Raw genomic sequence first — 16,972 nt, forward strand, 5'->3', positions numbered from 1 at the left:
TTCAATCAGCCTGTTGTGATATGTTGGTATATGAGTTGATTTTATAATAGTCTCTGTACCACATTACAAACTTCGAGAGCCCTTCTTTGATGTTGGTTTGCGGATGAAATCCAACGAGTGTGTTTAATCTTGAAATGTCGGCATAAGTGGCATCCACATCGCCACTTTGTCGTGGTAGAAACACTTTATTGGCTTTTTTCCCAATAATAGTTTCAAGTGTGGTTATAAAATCCATGAGTTTTACCGGTTGATGATTCCCAATATTAAACACGTTAAAAGGGATAGTGGTTTCGGGTGTTTTGTCAATCAATGCACCAATGGCCGTTACAATATCATCTACATAAGTAAAATCACGCATTTGATTACCGTTGTTAAATACCTTTACTGGTGTACCTTCAATGATGTTTTTTGTAAAAGAAAAATAAGCCATGTCGGGTCGTCCCCAAGGACCATACACAGTGAAAAATCGTAACCCGGTAGTTGGAATTTGGTACAAGTGTGAATAACTATGTGCCATCAGCTCGTTGGCCTTTTTGGTGGCCGCATACAACGATACCGGGGCATCGGTGATTTGGTTTTCCGAAAAGGGAATTTGCTCTGAATTGCCATAAATGGAACTGGATGAAGCAAAAATGAGATGTTTCACCGGATTGTGTCGGCAGGCTTCTAAAATGTTAATGAACCCAATCAGGTTGCTATCGATATAAGAATAAGGCTTTTCAATGCTATTGCGTACTCCAGCCTGAGCCGCGAGATTGATGACCACATCAAATTTTTCATTTGCAAACAGTGCGTCGAGTTCTGTTTTGTCGCATATGTTGATGGATCTGAATGAGAAAAGGGGCTGATTGCGAAGAGTTTGTAAACGGTCGAGCTTCAGATTGACATCGTAATAGTTGTTGAGTGAATCGATACCGATTACTGTATGGCCGTTGTGACACAACAGGGAGGATAAGTGATATCCGATAAATCCGGCTGCACCGGTGACTAATATTTTTGACATAAGACTGTTTGTATCGTGTTGTTTAGGTGACGGGAATTATAATTTAAGAGAGGCTGGTTGGTCTATGCAATGTCTTGTTTGAAATGTTGATCTGTCATGGAGAACATAGATTCAAAACGGCTCAATAAGTACACATATATATCCGGTTCTCAATGATACGATTATAGTATTGTTGCTCAAAAGCTTTTCCATACTGGATCAATGAATCCATGGATTCAATTTCGGGGGTGAATTTTTGATTCGGTGCCACGTATCCTTTTTCAAGATCCATCCACTGCAAAATGGTTTCATGTTCCCTCACCATCATCAGGTGGTTGTGAAAAATCTGCATCCGATCTTTATTGGCCGAAATTGTAAAGTTCTTATTGGGTGGCGTGTTGATGAGAGATTTTCCAAACGCGAAATAGGGTTTGTTGTAATTCAACAAGTCCATAATGGTGGGCATGATGTCAATTTGCGAGGCCACGGTGGTTGTGTCCTTGGTTGCAGCGATTGAGCCATCGGGGGCGAAGAAGCAGAGAGGAATCGCAAATTCACCGGGCAAAGTTTTATACTCATCATACCAGGGGATGGACGCATGGTCGGCCACCAGAACGAATAACGTGTTATGGTACCACGGCATCTGTTTGGCCTTCTCAAAAAAGCGACGTAGTGCGTGGTCGGTGTACCCGATGCATTTGTGCATGGGTAAATGGCCTTGGGGGAATTTGTTGTGGTAACGTTCCGGAATTGAGAACGGATGATGTGAAGTCACCGTAAACACACTTGTAACAAAGGGCTGAGGCATCTTGGTCATTTCGTGGGCATAGTATTGCAGGTATTCTTCATCCCACATGCCCCACATGCCGTCAAAATCTTTCTCGTTGTTGTACTCTGTACGGCCAAAATATTGATCGAAACCGGCCATTTTCATAAACGCATCAAAGCGCATGGTGCCATTGTCGGCACTGTGGAAAAAAGCCGAATGATACCCCTTCTCATCCAAACAATGAATCAAGCTTTTCAACTCATTGTTCGCGTTTTGCGATAGTGTGTAAGGCATCGATAAGCTGGGGATGGATGCAAAAATGGCTGGGGGTGCTTCAATTGAAACCCTACCATTGGCGAAAGCATGTTGATAAACCCTGCCCTGTTGAAACAGCGAGTCCAAAAACGGCGTGTAACTCACAAATGGTTCTGCATTGGGCAGCGTGTTTACGGCGCCGATGTATTCACGACCAAATCCTTCGAGGATGATGATGACCACGTTTTTTGCATCGAATGTCGCTGTGGAGTCGGGTACGTGAATGGGGTTCATCCATTGTTCAAGTTCTTTTTCGGAATTAAAGTAATTCTTCTTTTCAAAGCTCATTTTGCCAAGGGTGCGAATGACCGAAAAAGGCGTGGACAGAATGAGTGGGACTTGTGACGGAGATTCGGCATAAGCAGCAGCATCATTCAGGTACAGGGGTTTGGCACCCGATCGCAGATTACCCCTGATGCCCAAAATGACCACGAAAATATATATTGGAATTAAGAGCGATGAGGCCAAAATATAACGACCCTTGTGCCTGATGTGAGGCAAGCCGGTGGTGAGGCGCGATGCCGCAAACACGAACAGGATTGCCATTGTGATGAAGATGACGAGCAAATGCCAGTAGTCAATTAAAAATTGGGAAAACAGTTTCAGCTTATTGGCTTCCTCTGAAAATTGAGCAAACACACTGGCTGTGGTTCGAGTTTTGGTGAATGGGTAATAACCGATGTCAGCAATGTTGAGTGCGAACCCTATCAGGTTAAATGCCACAAACAGGATGAATACAATCTTTTGGTAAGAAGGGTTATGTCTGAATTGGAATGGGACGACCGACGCCAAAATAACCAGCGCATTGAGGTACATGATGCCGGCCGCATCGAACCGAAAACCACCGATAAAAATGTTTACGAATGCCGTCGCGTTGAGCGGTTCAAAGGCCTGATAATGGAAGGCTAAAAACAGGGCACGACAAATGGCATAGGCCACAAAAACAATCAGTAGCCGGTAAATAATAACCAGATTAATGTTTGCTTTCCTTTTGGAAATCATGGATACAATGTTGATAAATTATTGATAATATTTTTTGTACCAATTCACAAATTGAGAAAGTCCTTCCTCAATATCCGTTTTTGGCTGAAATCCCACCAGGTGAGTAAGTTTTGTGACATCCGCGTAGGTGGCATCAACGTCACCGCTTTGGCGGGGGAGCATGATTTTTTTTGCTTCTTTGCCGATGATGTTTTCCAGGGTGTTGATGAAATCCATCAGTCGCACCGGCTGGTGGTTTCCAATGTTGCACACTCTAAAGGGGATATTATGTTCGGGCGCTTTAGATACCAGGGCTCCCATGGCTTCCACAATGTCATCCACATAGGTGAAGTCGCGCATTTGGTTGCCATGGTTGTAGACGTTGATGGGTGTTCCTTCAATGATGTTTTTGGTAAATGAGAAGTAGGCCATGTCGGGACGTCCCCAGGGGCCATAGACTGTGAAAAAGCGGAGCCCGGTAGTTGGGATGCCGTAGAGGTGAGCGTAGCTGTGAGCCATCAGCTCATTGGCTTTTTTGGTGGCCGCATACAACGACACCGGTGCATCAGTGATGTGATCTTCGGAGAAGGGTATCCGGTCGGAATTACCATAGATGGAGCTCGATGAGGCAAAAATGAGGTGTTTCACCGGGTTGTGGCGGCAAGCCTCCAGTATGTTGATAAACCCGATGAGGTTACTGTCGATGTAAGCATAAGGTTTTTCGATGCTGTTGCGCACCCCGGCCTGTGCCGCCAGATTGATCACCACGTCAAATTTTTGCGCGGCAAAAAGGGCATCGAGTTCGGGTTTGTCGCAAATGTTGACCGGTCGAAACGAAAAGTGTGATTCACGGCGAAGTTGGTTGATTCTGTCGAGTTTCAGATTTACATCGTAATAGTTGTTGAGCGAATCGATGCCCATGACTTGGTGACCATTTTTGCACAACCACGACGATAAGTGATAGCCAATGAATCCGGCAGCTCCGGTGACGAGAATTTTTTGCATGATGATAGATGTCCGAAGTGCAAAAATAGCTTTTTTGGCACACTATTGAGTCTGTTTTGATAAGTTCGGAATCCACGAATTGCACGAATGACACGAATAGAAAAACAAATATGATATTTCCATGACTTGCGAATGCAAGTCATTCAATTCGTTTAATTCGTGGAAATGATCATTAAACTCATCACAACATTGCGGAATAGCGAGTTCACTATTGGAGCATAAAAAAGCCGAACGGGTTGGTTCGGCTTTTAGGAATATTGTAGAGGCATTAAGCCGTTTTTGGTTTTGCTGCGTAAATGATCAGAAGCGTTAGAAGAATTAATCCAAAGATCAGTTTACCGCCAATGCTGTTCCAAAACGAAGCCTTGACCTTTCCGCTCATGTCAATTTCATTGATTTGCGCGATGGCATCCACGTCTTCTTGAGTCAGTTCCACATAGTTGTCGCCGTCGATGTAGCCACAGGGTTGAGCTTCCTGAGTGACCCAAAGCGGAATCCAAAAGATGTGGAAAATGGAATATTTCACGCCCATGTCAAAATTTTGGCCTTCAGTGGTTTGATAGTCTTCGCTATCGGGGAGTTCAGCCACTTTATCCATTTTGTCGGCTGTGCCATAAATAAAGAGTCCCTTGGCTTGGGTTGTTTGAGATGTGGCAAATAAGCCGGCGAAGAGCGCAATTGCAAATGCAATAAAGAATCTTTTTCTCATGTGAATTAAAGTTTAACGATTAATAAATAGGAATTATACACCGTGGTGTGTTGTTTTCAACGGCTGTTTTGTAACCGTTATTTGTTTGGATGAATGTGTTTTCCCTTTTCAATCATTCTTTCTTCACATGCGATCAACGGTGATTGATTTCGTTTTCTCTGGGGTGTTAAAAATATTAAAAAAATATCAATGCGCAAGTTGTGATCGGGTGTTTGTTGAAAACTTCTGTGCTACACTAAGTGATTGCTTAAAGGTGTTGACTGTGCTTATCACTTCTTCCAATCAGTCGGTATCATCTGTGTGTGTTAAAGGTGATGAAAACTAAGGGGTATTATCTGAGTCGAAAATCAATGTCGTTTAGTTAGTGATTTGCAATCATTTCTCCCAATTCTCATGTCTCAAAATCATATCGGACTTGACCTTTCAAGCTTTTTTATGGTGCCTTTGGGCACCAAAGCTCGATAGATGAAGGTTAGCAAACCATCTTTCGCCCCGATTGGGGCGAGAGGTAAACGAATCCCCTAAATGCTACCGATATTTGGCCCCGATGGGGCCTCTAAAAAAAAGTATTGCTCGCGTTAAAAATGAGATCATATGGTAGTTGATCTATTCTTTTACTTGCGTTTGTAGCTTTAATTTATCGTATAAACAGTGATTGGCAAACACCTTGACTGACCAGAAAGCCTCACTGAACAGTTCAGCGTCATAACTAAACGACATTGAATCGTAAATGACAGTAATGTTACCGTCATGAATCAGTTGCGTGAAGTGACACATCATTAGTGTCATACGAATTTAAAGACAGTTTTATGCTCCCCCGGGGGGTATTAAAAAGTGTTTCCTCGGGTCTGCTTCGCCCTTTCTTCGGGTCTGCTTCGGGTCTGCTTCGACTGTTCTTCGACTCCGCTTCGATACCGCTTCGACCCGGAGTCGAAGAAAGGGCGAAAAAGGGGCGATGTTGGTGCGAATATGACTCCTTGATGGTAGAGAACGACGGCCGATGATAGGTGTTTGGGATGGTGGAATATCATTTTGTGTGCTAGCGATTTTTATAAATCGCGTTACAATGTCGTTAAGTTAATAGAAGAAGACGTACGATTATGAGACAGATGATGAGATAAGGAAAGATATTTAGATCTGTCTTCTTCGTCTTCACAGTTTAATCTATCTGCTATCTAAAATTCTTCTTGTCTATTATTCGATTGTCACTAACTTAACGACAAAGAATCGCATTATCTTTCGGAAAAAAATAAGGAGTTCATGCAAAACATAGTGATATTGACCGGTGCTGGCATCAGCGCCGAGAGTGGGTTAAAGACGTTCCGCGACATGGATGGTTTGTGGGAGAATTATGCCATTGAAGAAGTGGCCACGCCCGAAGGATGGGCGAAAAATCCGCAGTTGGTGCTTGATTTCTACAATCAGCGTCGCAAACAATTGATGGAAGCAGAACCCAATGCAGGGCATCGTGGCCTGGTTGAACTCGAGAAGCATTTTGGTGTTTTCATCATCACGCAAAATGTGGATAACCTTCACGAACGTGCCGGCAGTGGCAATGTGTTGCACTTGCATGGCGAGTTGATGAAGGTGCGCAGCACCGTTGACGATTCACTGGTTTATACCGTGCAGGATTGGGAAGTGAAATGGGGTGACTGCTGTGAGAAGGGCTCGCAGTTGCGGCCGCACATTGTTTGGTTTGGAGAGGCTGTGCCTGCCATGGATCAGGCCATTGCCATAGCGTCTATGGCCGATGTGTTTGTGGTGATTGGGACGTCGCTCAATGTGTACCCGGCAGCGGGATTGTTGCATTATGCGCCACGTGAAGCGCCCATTTATTTGATTGATCCCGGTCAACCGGCCTTTTCTCCTTCACCCCGCATCACGCACATCAAAGAGCCGGCTAGTAAAGGGGTAAGGTTGTTGTTACAACGTTTGGTTCCTGATGAGTTGCAGTAATTTTGGTGTGTTTTTGATTCATCGTTCGCAATCATAGGTCGTGTATCTCCGTGAAGCACTGTGTGTCCTATGTGTGACTCAATGAAGAAAATGATGTATAATGCTGATTAGCACAGAGTAAACGCAGAGTTTTAAACTTGCGATCCCTCTATGTTGTGATGAGTTAAAAATGATTTTCCACGAATTCCACAAATTAAATGACTTGCATACGCCAGTCATGGAAATATCGTAATTGCTTTTCAATTCGTCAAAATAGTGAAATTCGTGGGTTAATGCATTCATTGTCATGGATTTCACGTGATTCATCACAACGTTCGGGTAGCGCGTCAAATAAATTGTCTTCTTGTGTTATTTTTGAATAAAACTAACTTGACGACATTGGATGAAGAATTGAAGCATGTTGTCTTGACGGATTCTCCTGAGTCTTTGGTTGTTCTGATTCTTAAAATTTTCTTATCTTTTGTGTGATTAATCGTTTCTATATGTTGCGTCATTGGGTTCTCTTGTTGTGCTTTATTTTGTTTCCGGTACTTGCTTCGGGTCAGGATTTTTTTGCAGGCCCGCTGGTCGGAGCTGCTTTTTCGCAGGTCGACGGCGATCGTTACGCCGGATATCACCACGTGGGGCTGGTCATGGGCGGTTTTGTGGGTCGACGCATAGCACCCGACTGGAATGCTCGTTTGGAGATTCAGTATCTTCGCAAGGGGAGTCGTAAATATGCCGATGTGGAGGCCGGTGATGACCGCGACTATGCCATTGAACTCGATTACATCCATTTCCCGATGGTGGTGCAATACCAGCGTATAAACTTGTCGTTTGAGGCGGGTTTGAGCATCGGGTCTTTGCTCAGCTCCAGTGAGGAAGTGAATTTTGAACCCATCCCGGACAATGTTCGCATCCCCTTTAAAACGATGGAGGTTGCCACTGTATTGGGGGTTAATTATCACATCACCCCCGACTTTTGGGTAAGCGGGCGTATGAGTTATTCCATTATGCCGGTGCGCGAACCTTATGGCGGAAGTATCGCGGTGTATGATCCTGTGTGGGATTTGCGCAAGCCGGGTCAATACAATAACGTGATTACCCTGACACTTTATTATAAACTGTTGGGTCAATAACCCATGGCCATGGCCAACGCAGCCACGCTTACACGGGTTCCGGGAATCGCTACCAGGCGGTCGGCACATGCTTCCAGGGTTGAGCCCGTGGTGATGACATCATCTACAAGCAGGATGTGTTTGCCTGCAATGTGCTCCGGCCTGTCAAGTTCAAAAACGCGGTTGACATTGTTAAATCTGTCGAATCTGTTTTTGCGGGTTTGTGTCTCCGTGTGAGTGGTGCGGATGAGGATGTTGGAGTGTCGGGTAATGCCGGTGGCCTGAGCAATGCCCTGTGCGATGAGTTCGCTTTGGTTATACCCTCTTTTTTTGAGACGACGGGGATGCAGTGGCACTGGGACGATGAGGTCGATGTCGTGCATCATGCCGTTTTGTAACAATCGTTCTCCCATGACGTTGCCCATGTGTATGGCCAGGTCTTTGGCATTTCGGTATTTGATGTAATGCAGTATTTTTTGAGGTCTTTCGCCTTTTCGGAAGTTGAGCAATGCCGCGGCACGTTCAATAGGCACCTTGCCCCAAAAGAGTTGCTCCACCACATTCCCTTTCGTGCCTTCGATGCGGGTAAAGGGAAGTTTTTCGGTGCAATGACGGCAGATGCCTTTTTCTTTTGCCAGCAAGGGATTGTGGCAAAGGATGCACATGCGCGGAAAGATGAGGTGCGAAAGGGCCTCGCGGTATTTGCGAAGCGGTGATGGTGAGAGTCGGGTTAGGGACATGACATACGGTTAACAATTGATTAAACATCCTTTAATTACGCCTTAACAATCTCTTCACATTCCAGCCCTACTTTTGCGTTGTACAAATAAAAGAAGAAAAAAATGAAAGCACAATTATTAATAATCGCAAGTGTGTTGTTTTTAGGACTGAACCATATGAATGGAGAGAAAAAAGTATCCTCTTCTGTTCAGCCTAATGTGTGCGTGACCGGCACCATTGTTGACGGATCGACCGGAGAAACCCTTGCTGGGGTAGAAGTGACCATCGATGGTACCGACCTGAAGACCTATACCGATTTTGAAGGTAAATTTTCGTTTAACGGGCTTGCTGCCGGTAATTATAAAGTAGTGACCAATTATGTCTCTTATGGACGTGTTGAGACTCGCACCATTGATGCACAATATAATCAGGTTCACTCATTGAATTTGGAGTTGTTTGCACAAAACCAGAATGAGTTGCTCGAGAAAGTGGCCTCATCAAAAATGATGGCCAGCCATTCTGCAGCCATTCGATAATGTATTATCCTCCCTATTGTCCGGGTCGCTGCGGTTGTTGTTCCGGAGCGGCCTTTTTTTGTTTGTGATTGAAATAGGATGCCTGCGGAACGATGGCCGCAAAGGGCTTCCGTCATCTCATGTTAGAAACCGATTCATTTAATTATTATCCATGAAACAGTTGAAGTTAATTTTCGGATTGTTGCTTTTATTGCCTGCCATGTCGTTTGCTCAGTTGGTACAGCACGACGATGGGCGCTTTTATGATCATGCCGGTAAACCCTATTCGGGTGTTTACATTGAGTATTATCCGGGAGGGAACAAGCGGGTTGAGATGAATTTGACCGAAGGTCAGAAACATGGCAAAACCATTCTTTATTTTAAGAATGATTCGGTGCAGGAAATCCGTTCCTTTTATCAGGATTTGATGGATGGCACCTGGATTACTTTTAACGACAAGAGTGTGAAAGTTGGTGAAGCTAATTATCTGCGAGGTGTCAAACACGGCAAGTGGTACATTTGGGACGACAATGGGGTGCTGCGTTATGAAATGGAATATCTCAATGGAGCCAAGTGCGGAACCTGGAAGATTTGGGATGATAAAGGTGTGCTTGTAAATGAAAAAACGTATTGATTGAAGTCTGTCACTTTTGGGCTTTGCGAGCAGGCACGTTGTCGTGACGTGTCTGACTTTGAAAGAGAAGGATATGATAATTGAAATAGAGACTTTGTAAATCAATGTCGTTTAGTTCGTGATTTGCGATCTCATTTCTCCCAATTCTCATGTCTTAAAGTCATATCGGACTTGACCTTTCAAGCTTTTTTTATGGTGCCTTTGGGCACCACAGCTCGGTAGGTGAAGGTAAGCTAACCATCTTTCGCCCCGATTGGGACGAGAGGTAAACGAATCCCTTAAATGCTACCGATATTTGGCTTCTATGGGGTCTCAAAAAAAGTATTTCTCGCGTTAAAAAAGAAATCATAGGGTGGTTAATCCATTCTTTTACTTGCGTTTGTGGTTTTAATTTGTCGTACAAACAGTGATCGGCAAACAGCTTGACTGACCAGAGCGGCTAAACCTTTATGTAGGCGACTGCTTGTTGTTGTCCATGAGCCTATTTCAATTTGATAATTTTAAAAAAAAAAGTCGCAGAGCGTTAGTTGATCTCTGCGACTTTTATGTGAATATAAGAGATAGTGTTGTTAAGTTAAGAGAAGAAGACGCAAGACTATGAGACAGATGATGAGATAAGGAAAGATATTTAGATCTGTTTTCTTCGTCTTCACAGTCTAATCTATCTGATGTCTAAAATTCTTCTTGTCTTTTATTCGATTGTCACTAACTAAACGACATTGATATAATAGATGATTTTGTGGGATAATTATCTCAGTTTAAAATTGACAGGCAGGGTAAACTTGACCGGGACCGGTTTTCCTTTGATTTTACCCGGTGACCACGCGGGCATGGCGCGAACTACGCGGAGTGCTTCCATGTTAAGTGAATGATTGGGGCTGCTTTTAGCAATGTGAGCGTCCGTTACTTCACCCTTTTCATCCACAATGAAACGGACAAACACGCGCCCTTCGATTTTGGCTTTGGCAGCTTCTACAGGATATTGCATGCTGCTGGTAACGAACTGCAATAGGGCTCTTTCGCCCCCGGGGAATTCGGGCATGACCTCGAAGGGGAAAAATTCACATTCAGCCCCGGTGGTGTCGTAACATACGCCTTTGATGGTTTTTAGGTTTTCACTTATTTCGTCGCGTTGCAGTTGTCCGTTGCGATGATACGAAACAATGTGTTTGCATTGTTTCTTGTTGGCGTAAGTGATGGCGATAGAATCTTCAATTTGTCCGTCGGGGTAGTACGACACCTGATTGATTAATAGTCCGTTTTGGTGCTCGAGTTTCAAGTTGCGCTCTTGTGGGGTGAGTTTTGATAACTCCTCGGGTGCTTTGTCGGAATAGATGTGTTTGGAGTTTTTTTTTCCATCCGGAGTATAGGTGATCCATTGCCCGGTTTTGAAGACGTTTTTGTACTTCATGGCCCATTGGGCGTCATTGGTTTGCCCTTCGCACACGAGAACGCCTTGATTGTCATATTCTTTTAGGTAACAACGCCCGTTCTCGGGCAAGCCCACTTCGCGAATGGTGATGGCTTTTTCTTTCTTTTTGGTGATGTGGTCTTTTTTGTCGAACATGATCGTTGACTGGCCATTCATCCATGTTGTGCAGATGGCTGACAGGGTGATAAGTAAGATGGTTTTCTTCATGTGGTTGAAAAAGTATTAAGATGTGATTATTAAGACGCAAGATAATGGATTTAGTTGTGTGCACATGGTGCTGTCATGGTAGTTTTATGTGTTTGTAATAGTATTAAGTTGGCTTTTAGCGTAAGAAGCTGCATTAACTTAAAAGGGAGGTTGGAAATTTGGATAAAGATAACTTTAGAGTTAACTTTGTAGAATGGAAGTTCAAAGACAAATCATTTTTCACGGAAACTATTTCATGGATTTTTATTTGGAACAGCCAGAAAAAGTCCAAGAGAAAATCGAATTTGTTTTCAAAGTTATTCGTACCGTCCAGAATGTCCCGAAAAAGTTTCTAGAACACTTGACCGGAACTGATGGCCTTTATGAAATCCGCATTGAATTTGAGAGCAATATTTATCGAATATTCTGTTGTTTTGACAAGGGAAAATTAGTTGTACTCTTTAATGGATTTCAAAAGAAAATGCAGAAAACACCTAAGAGGCAAATTGATTTGGCGTTGAGACTCAAAGACGAATATTTTAACTCAAAAAAGAAATAAAATGGAAAAGGAATTGATTAGAAATGCTAAAAACTTTGATGAGTTATTAGACATTAAATATGGAAAAATAGGAACAGAAAAACGGGACGGCTTTGAAGAAAGAGCTCAATACTATGTGATTAGCGCAATGCTAAAAGAAGCGCGAAAAGAAGCAAAAATGACTCAAGAACAGCTTGCTGAAAAGGTTGGAACCAAGAAAAGTTATATTTCTCGACTTGAAAATGGGAAATGTGATATTCAACTGTCCACACTATTCCGGATATTTGAATTTGGACTTGGGAAAAGAATTAATCTCTTGATTAGCTAAAAAGACGCCAAACAGCCAACACGCATATACCCAATGGGCATATGTAACCGATATGATTATCAAGATGCAAGACGATGAGGTTTTACATTCCCGAATTATATATCATCGCTGTTAGCTAAGAATTACACGAATTTTTCCTTCTGCCTGCGTTTATGCGGCTTTGCAAAGCAGGCAATTGCCTTGAATTACATGAATTTAAGTTGTGGTGGAAACTGATGTTCTCTTGCTCTTTTCAACGTCAAACACCTCCACTTTTAAACCCCTTCACTCTTAACCTCCTCCATTATTTTTAATCATTTTTCAATGTCGTTTAGTTAGTGATTTGCTGTCGTTTCGTCTAATTCTTATGTCTCAATGTCTTATCTGACTTGACCTTTCGTGTTTTTTATATGGTGCCTTTGGTCATCAAAGCTCGGTAGAAGAAGGTAAGCAAACCATCTTTCGCCCCAATTGGGGCGAGAGGAAAATGATTCCCCCAAATGCTACCGATATTTGGCCCCGATGGGGCCTCTAAAAGATTGCTCACGTATAAAAAGAAATGATAGGGTCGCTGATTGGTTGATGCGTGATTTGTGAATGTTGATGTTAGTTTTTTTAGTGGAGCTGATGAGGTATGTTCAATGATTTTTGAGTGTTGGGGGTGGAATGCTCATTTTTTTAGAAAAAAAGGGCGTGAACCTGTCATTTTGTCTATTGCTTCCGAATGGCAGAATAATTGTATAATTTTGCACACCCAAAAGAGGACGAAAATAAGAATCAATAAGATATGACCAAGAAAGCACATCACGAGGCCCATGAGCCCGAGACCGAAATGGACAATCAATCAGTGGAACAGCCTGTGGCCGAAACAACTGCCGATGGCACCGGCAATAATGGCGATACGGAGGAACAACCCTCTTTGGAGCCGGCTGTTGAGAATGAGTATGAGGAGATGATTGGCAGTTTGAACGTGAAATTGGCTGACATGACTGACAAATATTTGCGACTTTCTGCCGATTTTGACAATTATCGCAAGCGCACCCTCAAAGAAAAGGCAGAGCTTATCACCAGCGGAGGCGAAGGGGTGTTGAAAAATATCATTCCATTGGTCGACGATTTTGAACGCGCCATGGCACATATCGACACCGCGCAGGATATGGCGGCGATGCGTGAAGGCATTGCGTTGATTTACGGTAAATTTGTCGATTTTCTTACCCGTCAGGGGGTGAAGCCCATTGATGCCAAAGATCAGCCCTTTGATACTGATTTGCATGAAGCCATTACCAAAATTCCTGCACCAACGCCCGAAATGAAGGGGAAGGTGATTGATTGTGTCGAAAAGGGTTACCTGCTCAACGATAAGGTGATTCGTTTTTCAAAAGTTGTTGTGGGTGAATAAATAAACCAACCATCATGTCAAAAAGAGATTATTACGAAATTCTGGAAGTCTCCAAAAATGCTTCTGCCGAGGAGATTAAGAAGGCTTATCGCAAGAAGGCCATTCAATATCACCCCGACAAAAACCCCGATGACAAGTCGGCCGAGGAGAAGTTTAAGGAGGCAGCCGAGGCATACGAGGTGCTGAGCGATCCCTCCAAACGGCAGCGTTACGACCAGTATGGTCATGCCGGCGTCGGTGGATCGGCCGGCGGTGGTTTTGGTGGCGGCATGTCTATGGAGGACATCTTTTCGCACTTTGGCGATATTTTTGGTGGCGGTTTTGGCGGCTTCGGCGGTTTTGGCGGCGGTTTTTCGTCGCGGGGCGGTGGCCGGAGAGTCAATAAAGGCACCAACTTGCGGGTGAAGGTAAAGCTCAATCTTCAAGAAATTGCCAATGGCGTTGAGAAAAAAATCAAGGTGAAAAAAATGGTCGAGTGTAAGCACTGCCATGGTTCGGGTGCAGCCGACGGATCCAGCCATTCCACCTGTAGCACTTGTCGCGGAACGGGTCAGGTGACACGCATCAGTAACACCATTTTGGGTCAGATGCAAACCGCATCGGTATGTCCCACTTGCGAAGGTTCAGGTAAAATTATCACCAACAAGTGTACCTATTGTGCCGGAGAAGGTGTGGTGCGTGACGAGGAAGTGCTCTCGATCAACATCCCCGCCGGGGTAGAGGAGGGCATGCAGCTTCAGGTATCAGGCAAAGGCAATGCCGCACGTCGTGGCGGTGTAAATGGCGATTTGCTGGTAGTCATCGAAGAAGAGCGACATGCTGAGCTGGTGCGCGATGGCAATGACTTGATTTTTAATTTGATGCTAAGCATCCCAGATGCCATTTTAGGCGCGCCCATCGAGATCCCCACCATTGACGGACGGGTGAAGGTGAAAATCGATCCCGGTACACAGCCCGGTCGAATTCTTCGATTGCGAGGCAAGGGTTTGCCCGAAGTCAACAGCTACGGTCGTGGCGATTTGTTGGTACACATTAACGTTTTCATTCCTAAAGAGGTGAATAAGGACGATCGCAAGGTGGTTGAGAAACTGCGCGAGAGTGAAGCATTTCAACCTACCGGCAGTAATGATGACGGGGGCTTTTTCTCCCGGATGAAAAATATGTTTGAATAACGATTACCCACCGTTTCGAACCACACCTGTCCTTTACCGGACAGGTGTTTTTGTTTGCACCCGTCGCTCTTTCCATGTCACGTTGAGCACAAACCCGGCACTGGCAATGGCGGTTGTGAATAGAGGATGTGCAGCCATGACGCAGAGAAACTGTATGAGGGCAGGTCGATCGAAAAGGAGTTTTCCGGCGCTAAAGAGTTTCCATTCGAAGATTGCTTTGATGGTCATGATCCCCAATGTCAATAACCATATTTGAGGGACGCACAGCGTTGTAAGCATCAGGGCAGTCATCAGTACGTTCGTCGTCAGAACCATTATTGCGACGATAATGGTATCACGGTCGGTGTAAGCTTTGCTTTTTGATGCCCATCGGATGCGCTGTTGGATGAACGACGACAGTGTGGGCTGAGCGGACGTGAAGACCACGGCATGGGGTGAGTTTGCAAATGCAATGCACATGTTGTGTCGTTTGGCGGCATGCAGCAGAAACATGTCGTCGCCCGAGAGGAATGTGTCGTTGATGTGATGCATCAGTTGGTGGTATGCTTTGGCCGTAAAGGCCAGATTGGCGCCGCTGCACATGATGGGATGTTGCATATTGGCAGCACCCGCACTGCAGAGTTGCAAGGCTCGATAGTCGAGTGCTTGCAGGTTTTGCATCCACGAGCCGTTTGAGAGCATCTCTACGGGGCCAATGAGGATGTCGGCGCGGTTATGGTGTATGAGTTGTAGGATGGATTCGAGCCATCGGGGTTGCAATCGGCAGTCGGCATCGGTGGTTACGATGATATTGCCTTTGGCCATCAGGCATCCCTGGCGGATGGCGCCTTTTTTTCCCGTTTGGGTGGCGTTGACGATTGTCAGGTTTGGGAGCAGCCTGGGTGTGATGGTTTTTTGCCAAAGGTCAGAGGAATGGTCGTTCACTAAAATGATGTCGAAGTGCCCGGCAGGCAGTGTTTGCGCGGCTAAGTCGTCGAGGAGCATTGGCAGGTTGGGCGCTTCGTTACGAAAGGCCACCACTACTGTTATTCTTTCGCGAAGATCATTGGGCGTTGCATTCAGTGGAATGTTTTTTCTGATGCCTCGGATAAAAAAAATAAGCATCCCCATATAGCCCATCATGGCGATGAGTAATATGGGGATGAATATGCACGTCATTTTGTCTTATTTGATGGTCAAAACGTAGCTTTCGATGCGGTATTTGTTTACAATCTCTTCCTGTCGTGCATCGGCACTGATGAGGTCGGGTTGTGCATCAATGCTAACCAGGAATTTGTTGTCGCGAGGCAGAATCATTGCGTTTTCAAACCCTTTCTCTTTGAGTTTTGCGACCTGTTCAATGGCAACCTGTTCATTTTTGAGGGTTGCCACAATGATGTGGTACTTGTTGTCGGTCGTGACAGGAGTTTCTTCTACCACCGGCGCAGGAGTTTCTACCACCGGTGCAGGCGCAGGAGCCGGAGTTTCGACCTTGGGAGGAGCCGGAGTTTTTTTGTTGAATAAGTTGCTTAAGATGGGATTCACAGCTGTGAAATAGTATATCGCACCGGCAATGAGCAGCAGTAGCAATAACCACAGTAGCAGGCGTGGTGATTTTTTCTTCTTTTCAATGATTACGGTGGTTTTCTCAGGTGTAGGATTGCTTGTGTTTACATTTGTCATGGGAGGGGGAGTCGTTGTGTTGCGCTCGGTATTGTCGGGTTCGTTATCGATGTTTAAAATGCTATCGTTGGATGTATATGATGGCGTTGTGTCGTTTTTTTCAGTGATGATGGGAGCGTCGGCGGCTTCGGAGGGCGGCATCAAGTCGAGCAGTTCGTCTGATTCGGCAATTTTTTCGGCTTGTATCAGGCTTTCACTATCCTGTATGAAGCGGATGATGCCGGTGGTGTCTTTGGTAAAGCGTCCGAGGCCCGGGATGTCGTAGCGTCCGGTGGTGTCGAGTGTGTTTTTCAATCCATCTACAAAAGCGTTGACTTGTTCCAATGCCAGTGTGCTGTCAATCGATCGGCTGGCGGCAATGTGGTTGACCAGCAGGCCGTCGTTAAAGCTGAGGAAATTATTGAACAATACCGAAAACCCGTTTTTTTCCGATGACACAATGAATGCGCCAAAGTTGGGCAAAATCACACGGTTGTTATTTTTGACAAGGTCTAAGATGTCTTTGTTCATAGCTCAGAATATGAGTGAGTTGGTGCGTAAGGGTAAAATTTTTACGGAACAAATCCGATTTTAAAGTGCTAAAGATAACCAGT

General features: G+C 44.6%; 16 protein-coding genes. 8 read left to right on the plus strand and 8 right to left on the minus strand.

What is annotated here, in order from left to right; genetic code table 11:
- Nucleotide 1: 1 nt before the first annotated feature.
- The 4 genes from LX69_RS08565 to LX69_RS08580 form a co-directional block, all read right to left on the minus strand.
- Entirely contained in the window at nt 2-1,003 is a 1,002-nt protein-coding gene (locus tag LX69_RS08565) for an NAD-dependent epimerase/dehydratase family protein (protein ID WP_111445487.1), read from the minus strand.
- Nucleotides 1,004-1,124: 121 nt separating this feature from the next.
- The gene (locus tag LX69_RS08570; RefSeq protein ID WP_111445489.1) at nt 1,125-3,068 is read right to left on the minus strand and encodes an LTA synthase family protein; all 1,944 of its coding nucleotides are present in this window, start codon (nt 3,066-3,068) and stop codon (nt 1,125-1,127) included.
- 18 nt (nt 3,069-3,086) lie between these two features.
- Entirely contained in the window at nt 3,087-4,052 is a 966-nt protein-coding gene (locus LX69_RS08575) for an NAD-dependent epimerase/dehydratase family protein (protein WP_111445491.1), read from the minus strand.
- Between the two features lie 268 nt (nt 4,053-4,320).
- Nucleotides 4,321-4,761: a hypothetical protein gene (locus LX69_RS08580; protein WP_111445493.1), complete on the minus strand. Its 441-nt coding sequence runs from the start codon at nt 4,759-4,761 to the stop codon at nt 4,321-4,323.
- A gap of 1,260 nt (nt 4,762-6,021) precedes the next feature.
- Here LX69_RS08580 and LX69_RS08590 point away from each other — a divergent pair.
- Both LX69_RS08590 and LX69_RS08595 read left to right on the plus strand, forming a co-directional pair.
- Nucleotides 6,022-6,717 (plus strand): SIR2 family NAD-dependent protein deacylase, encoded by a 696-nt coding sequence (locus LX69_RS08590; RefSeq protein ID WP_111445496.1) that lies wholly within the window; start codon nt 6,022-6,024, stop codon nt 6,715-6,717.
- A gap of 482 nt (nt 6,718-7,199) precedes the next feature.
- On the plus strand, nt 7,200-7,835 hold the full coding sequence (locus LX69_RS08595; RefSeq protein WP_111445498.1) for an outer membrane beta-barrel protein: 636 nt from the start codon (nt 7,200-7,202) through the stop codon (nt 7,833-7,835).
- On the opposite strand, the gene LX69_RS08600 is transcribed toward LX69_RS08595, so the two are convergent.
- Nucleotides 7,829-8,554, minus strand: coding sequence for a ComF family protein (locus tag LX69_RS08600; RefSeq protein WP_111445500.1), 726 nt, complete (start codon nt 8,552-8,554; stop codon nt 7,829-7,831). The two genes, LX69_RS08595 and LX69_RS08600, sit on opposite strands and share 7 nt — an antisense overlap.
- A 102-nt stretch (nt 8,555-8,656) precedes the next feature.
- Between LX69_RS08600 and LX69_RS08605 the strand changes: the two genes are divergently transcribed.
- Nucleotides 8,657-9,070 carry a carboxypeptidase-like regulatory domain-containing protein gene (locus LX69_RS08605; protein ID WP_111445502.1) on the plus strand — a complete coding sequence of 138 codons (414 nt, stop codon included), beginning with the start codon at nt 8,657-8,659 and terminating at the stop codon, nt 9,068-9,070.
- 151 nt (nt 9,071-9,221) lie between these two features.
- Nucleotides 9,222-9,683, plus strand: coding sequence for a toxin-antitoxin system YwqK family antitoxin (locus LX69_RS08610; protein ID WP_111445503.1), 462 nt, complete (start codon nt 9,222-9,224; stop codon nt 9,681-9,683).
- Between the two features lie 748 nt (nt 9,684-10,431).
- On the opposite strand, the gene LX69_RS08615 is transcribed toward LX69_RS08610, so the two are convergent.
- Nucleotides 10,432-11,322, minus strand: coding sequence for an energy transducer TonB (locus LX69_RS08615; RefSeq protein WP_111445505.1), 891 nt, complete (start codon nt 11,320-11,322; stop codon nt 10,432-10,434).
- Nucleotides 11,323-11,515: 193 nt separating this feature from the next.
- On the opposite strand from LX69_RS08615, the gene LX69_RS08620 reads away from it, so the two are divergent.
- From LX69_RS08620 to dnaJ, 4 genes are all read left to right on the plus strand, one after another.
- On the plus strand, nt 11,516-11,860 hold the full coding sequence (locus tag LX69_RS08620) for a type II toxin-antitoxin system RelE/ParE family toxin (RefSeq protein WP_111445507.1): 345 nt from the start codon (nt 11,516-11,518) through the stop codon (nt 11,858-11,860).
- Nucleotide 11,861: 1 nt separating this feature from the next.
- The gene (locus LX69_RS08625; RefSeq protein WP_111445509.1) at nt 11,862-12,167 is read left to right on the plus strand and encodes a helix-turn-helix domain-containing protein; all 306 of its coding nucleotides are present in this window, start codon (nt 11,862-11,864) and stop codon (nt 12,165-12,167) included.
- 766 nt (nt 12,168-12,933) lie between these two features.
- On the plus strand, nt 12,934-13,545 hold the full coding sequence (locus LX69_RS08630; protein ID WP_245934977.1) for a nucleotide exchange factor GrpE: 612 nt from the start codon (nt 12,934-12,936) through the stop codon (nt 13,543-13,545).
- Nucleotides 13,546-13,559: 14 nt separating this feature from the next.
- A complete protein-coding gene (gene dnaJ, locus LX69_RS08635; protein WP_111445511.1) occupies nt 13,560-14,717 on the plus strand; it encodes a molecular chaperone DnaJ in 1,158 nt (385 codons plus the stop codon).
- Between the two features lie 33 nt (nt 14,718-14,750).
- Here the strand turns inward: dnaJ and LX69_RS08640 are convergent, their stop codons facing one another.
- Both LX69_RS08640 and LX69_RS08645 read right to left on the minus strand, forming a co-directional pair.
- On the minus strand, nt 14,751-15,875 hold the full coding sequence (locus LX69_RS08640) for a glycosyltransferase (RefSeq protein WP_111445513.1): 1,125 nt from the start codon (nt 15,873-15,875) through the stop codon (nt 14,751-14,753).
- Nucleotides 15,876-15,881: 6 nt separating this feature from the next.
- Complete coding sequence (locus LX69_RS08645; RefSeq protein WP_111445521.1) at nt 15,882-16,889, minus strand: hypothetical protein; 1,008 nt, start codon at nt 16,887-16,889, stop codon at nt 15,882-15,884.
- Nucleotides 16,890-16,972: the final 83 nt, after the last annotated feature.

It is taken from the genome of Breznakibacter xylanolyticus (assembly GCF_003254275.1).
Classification (GTDB): Bacteria; Bacteroidota; Bacteroidia; order Bacteroidales; family Marinilabiliaceae; genus Breznakibacter; species Breznakibacter xylanolyticus.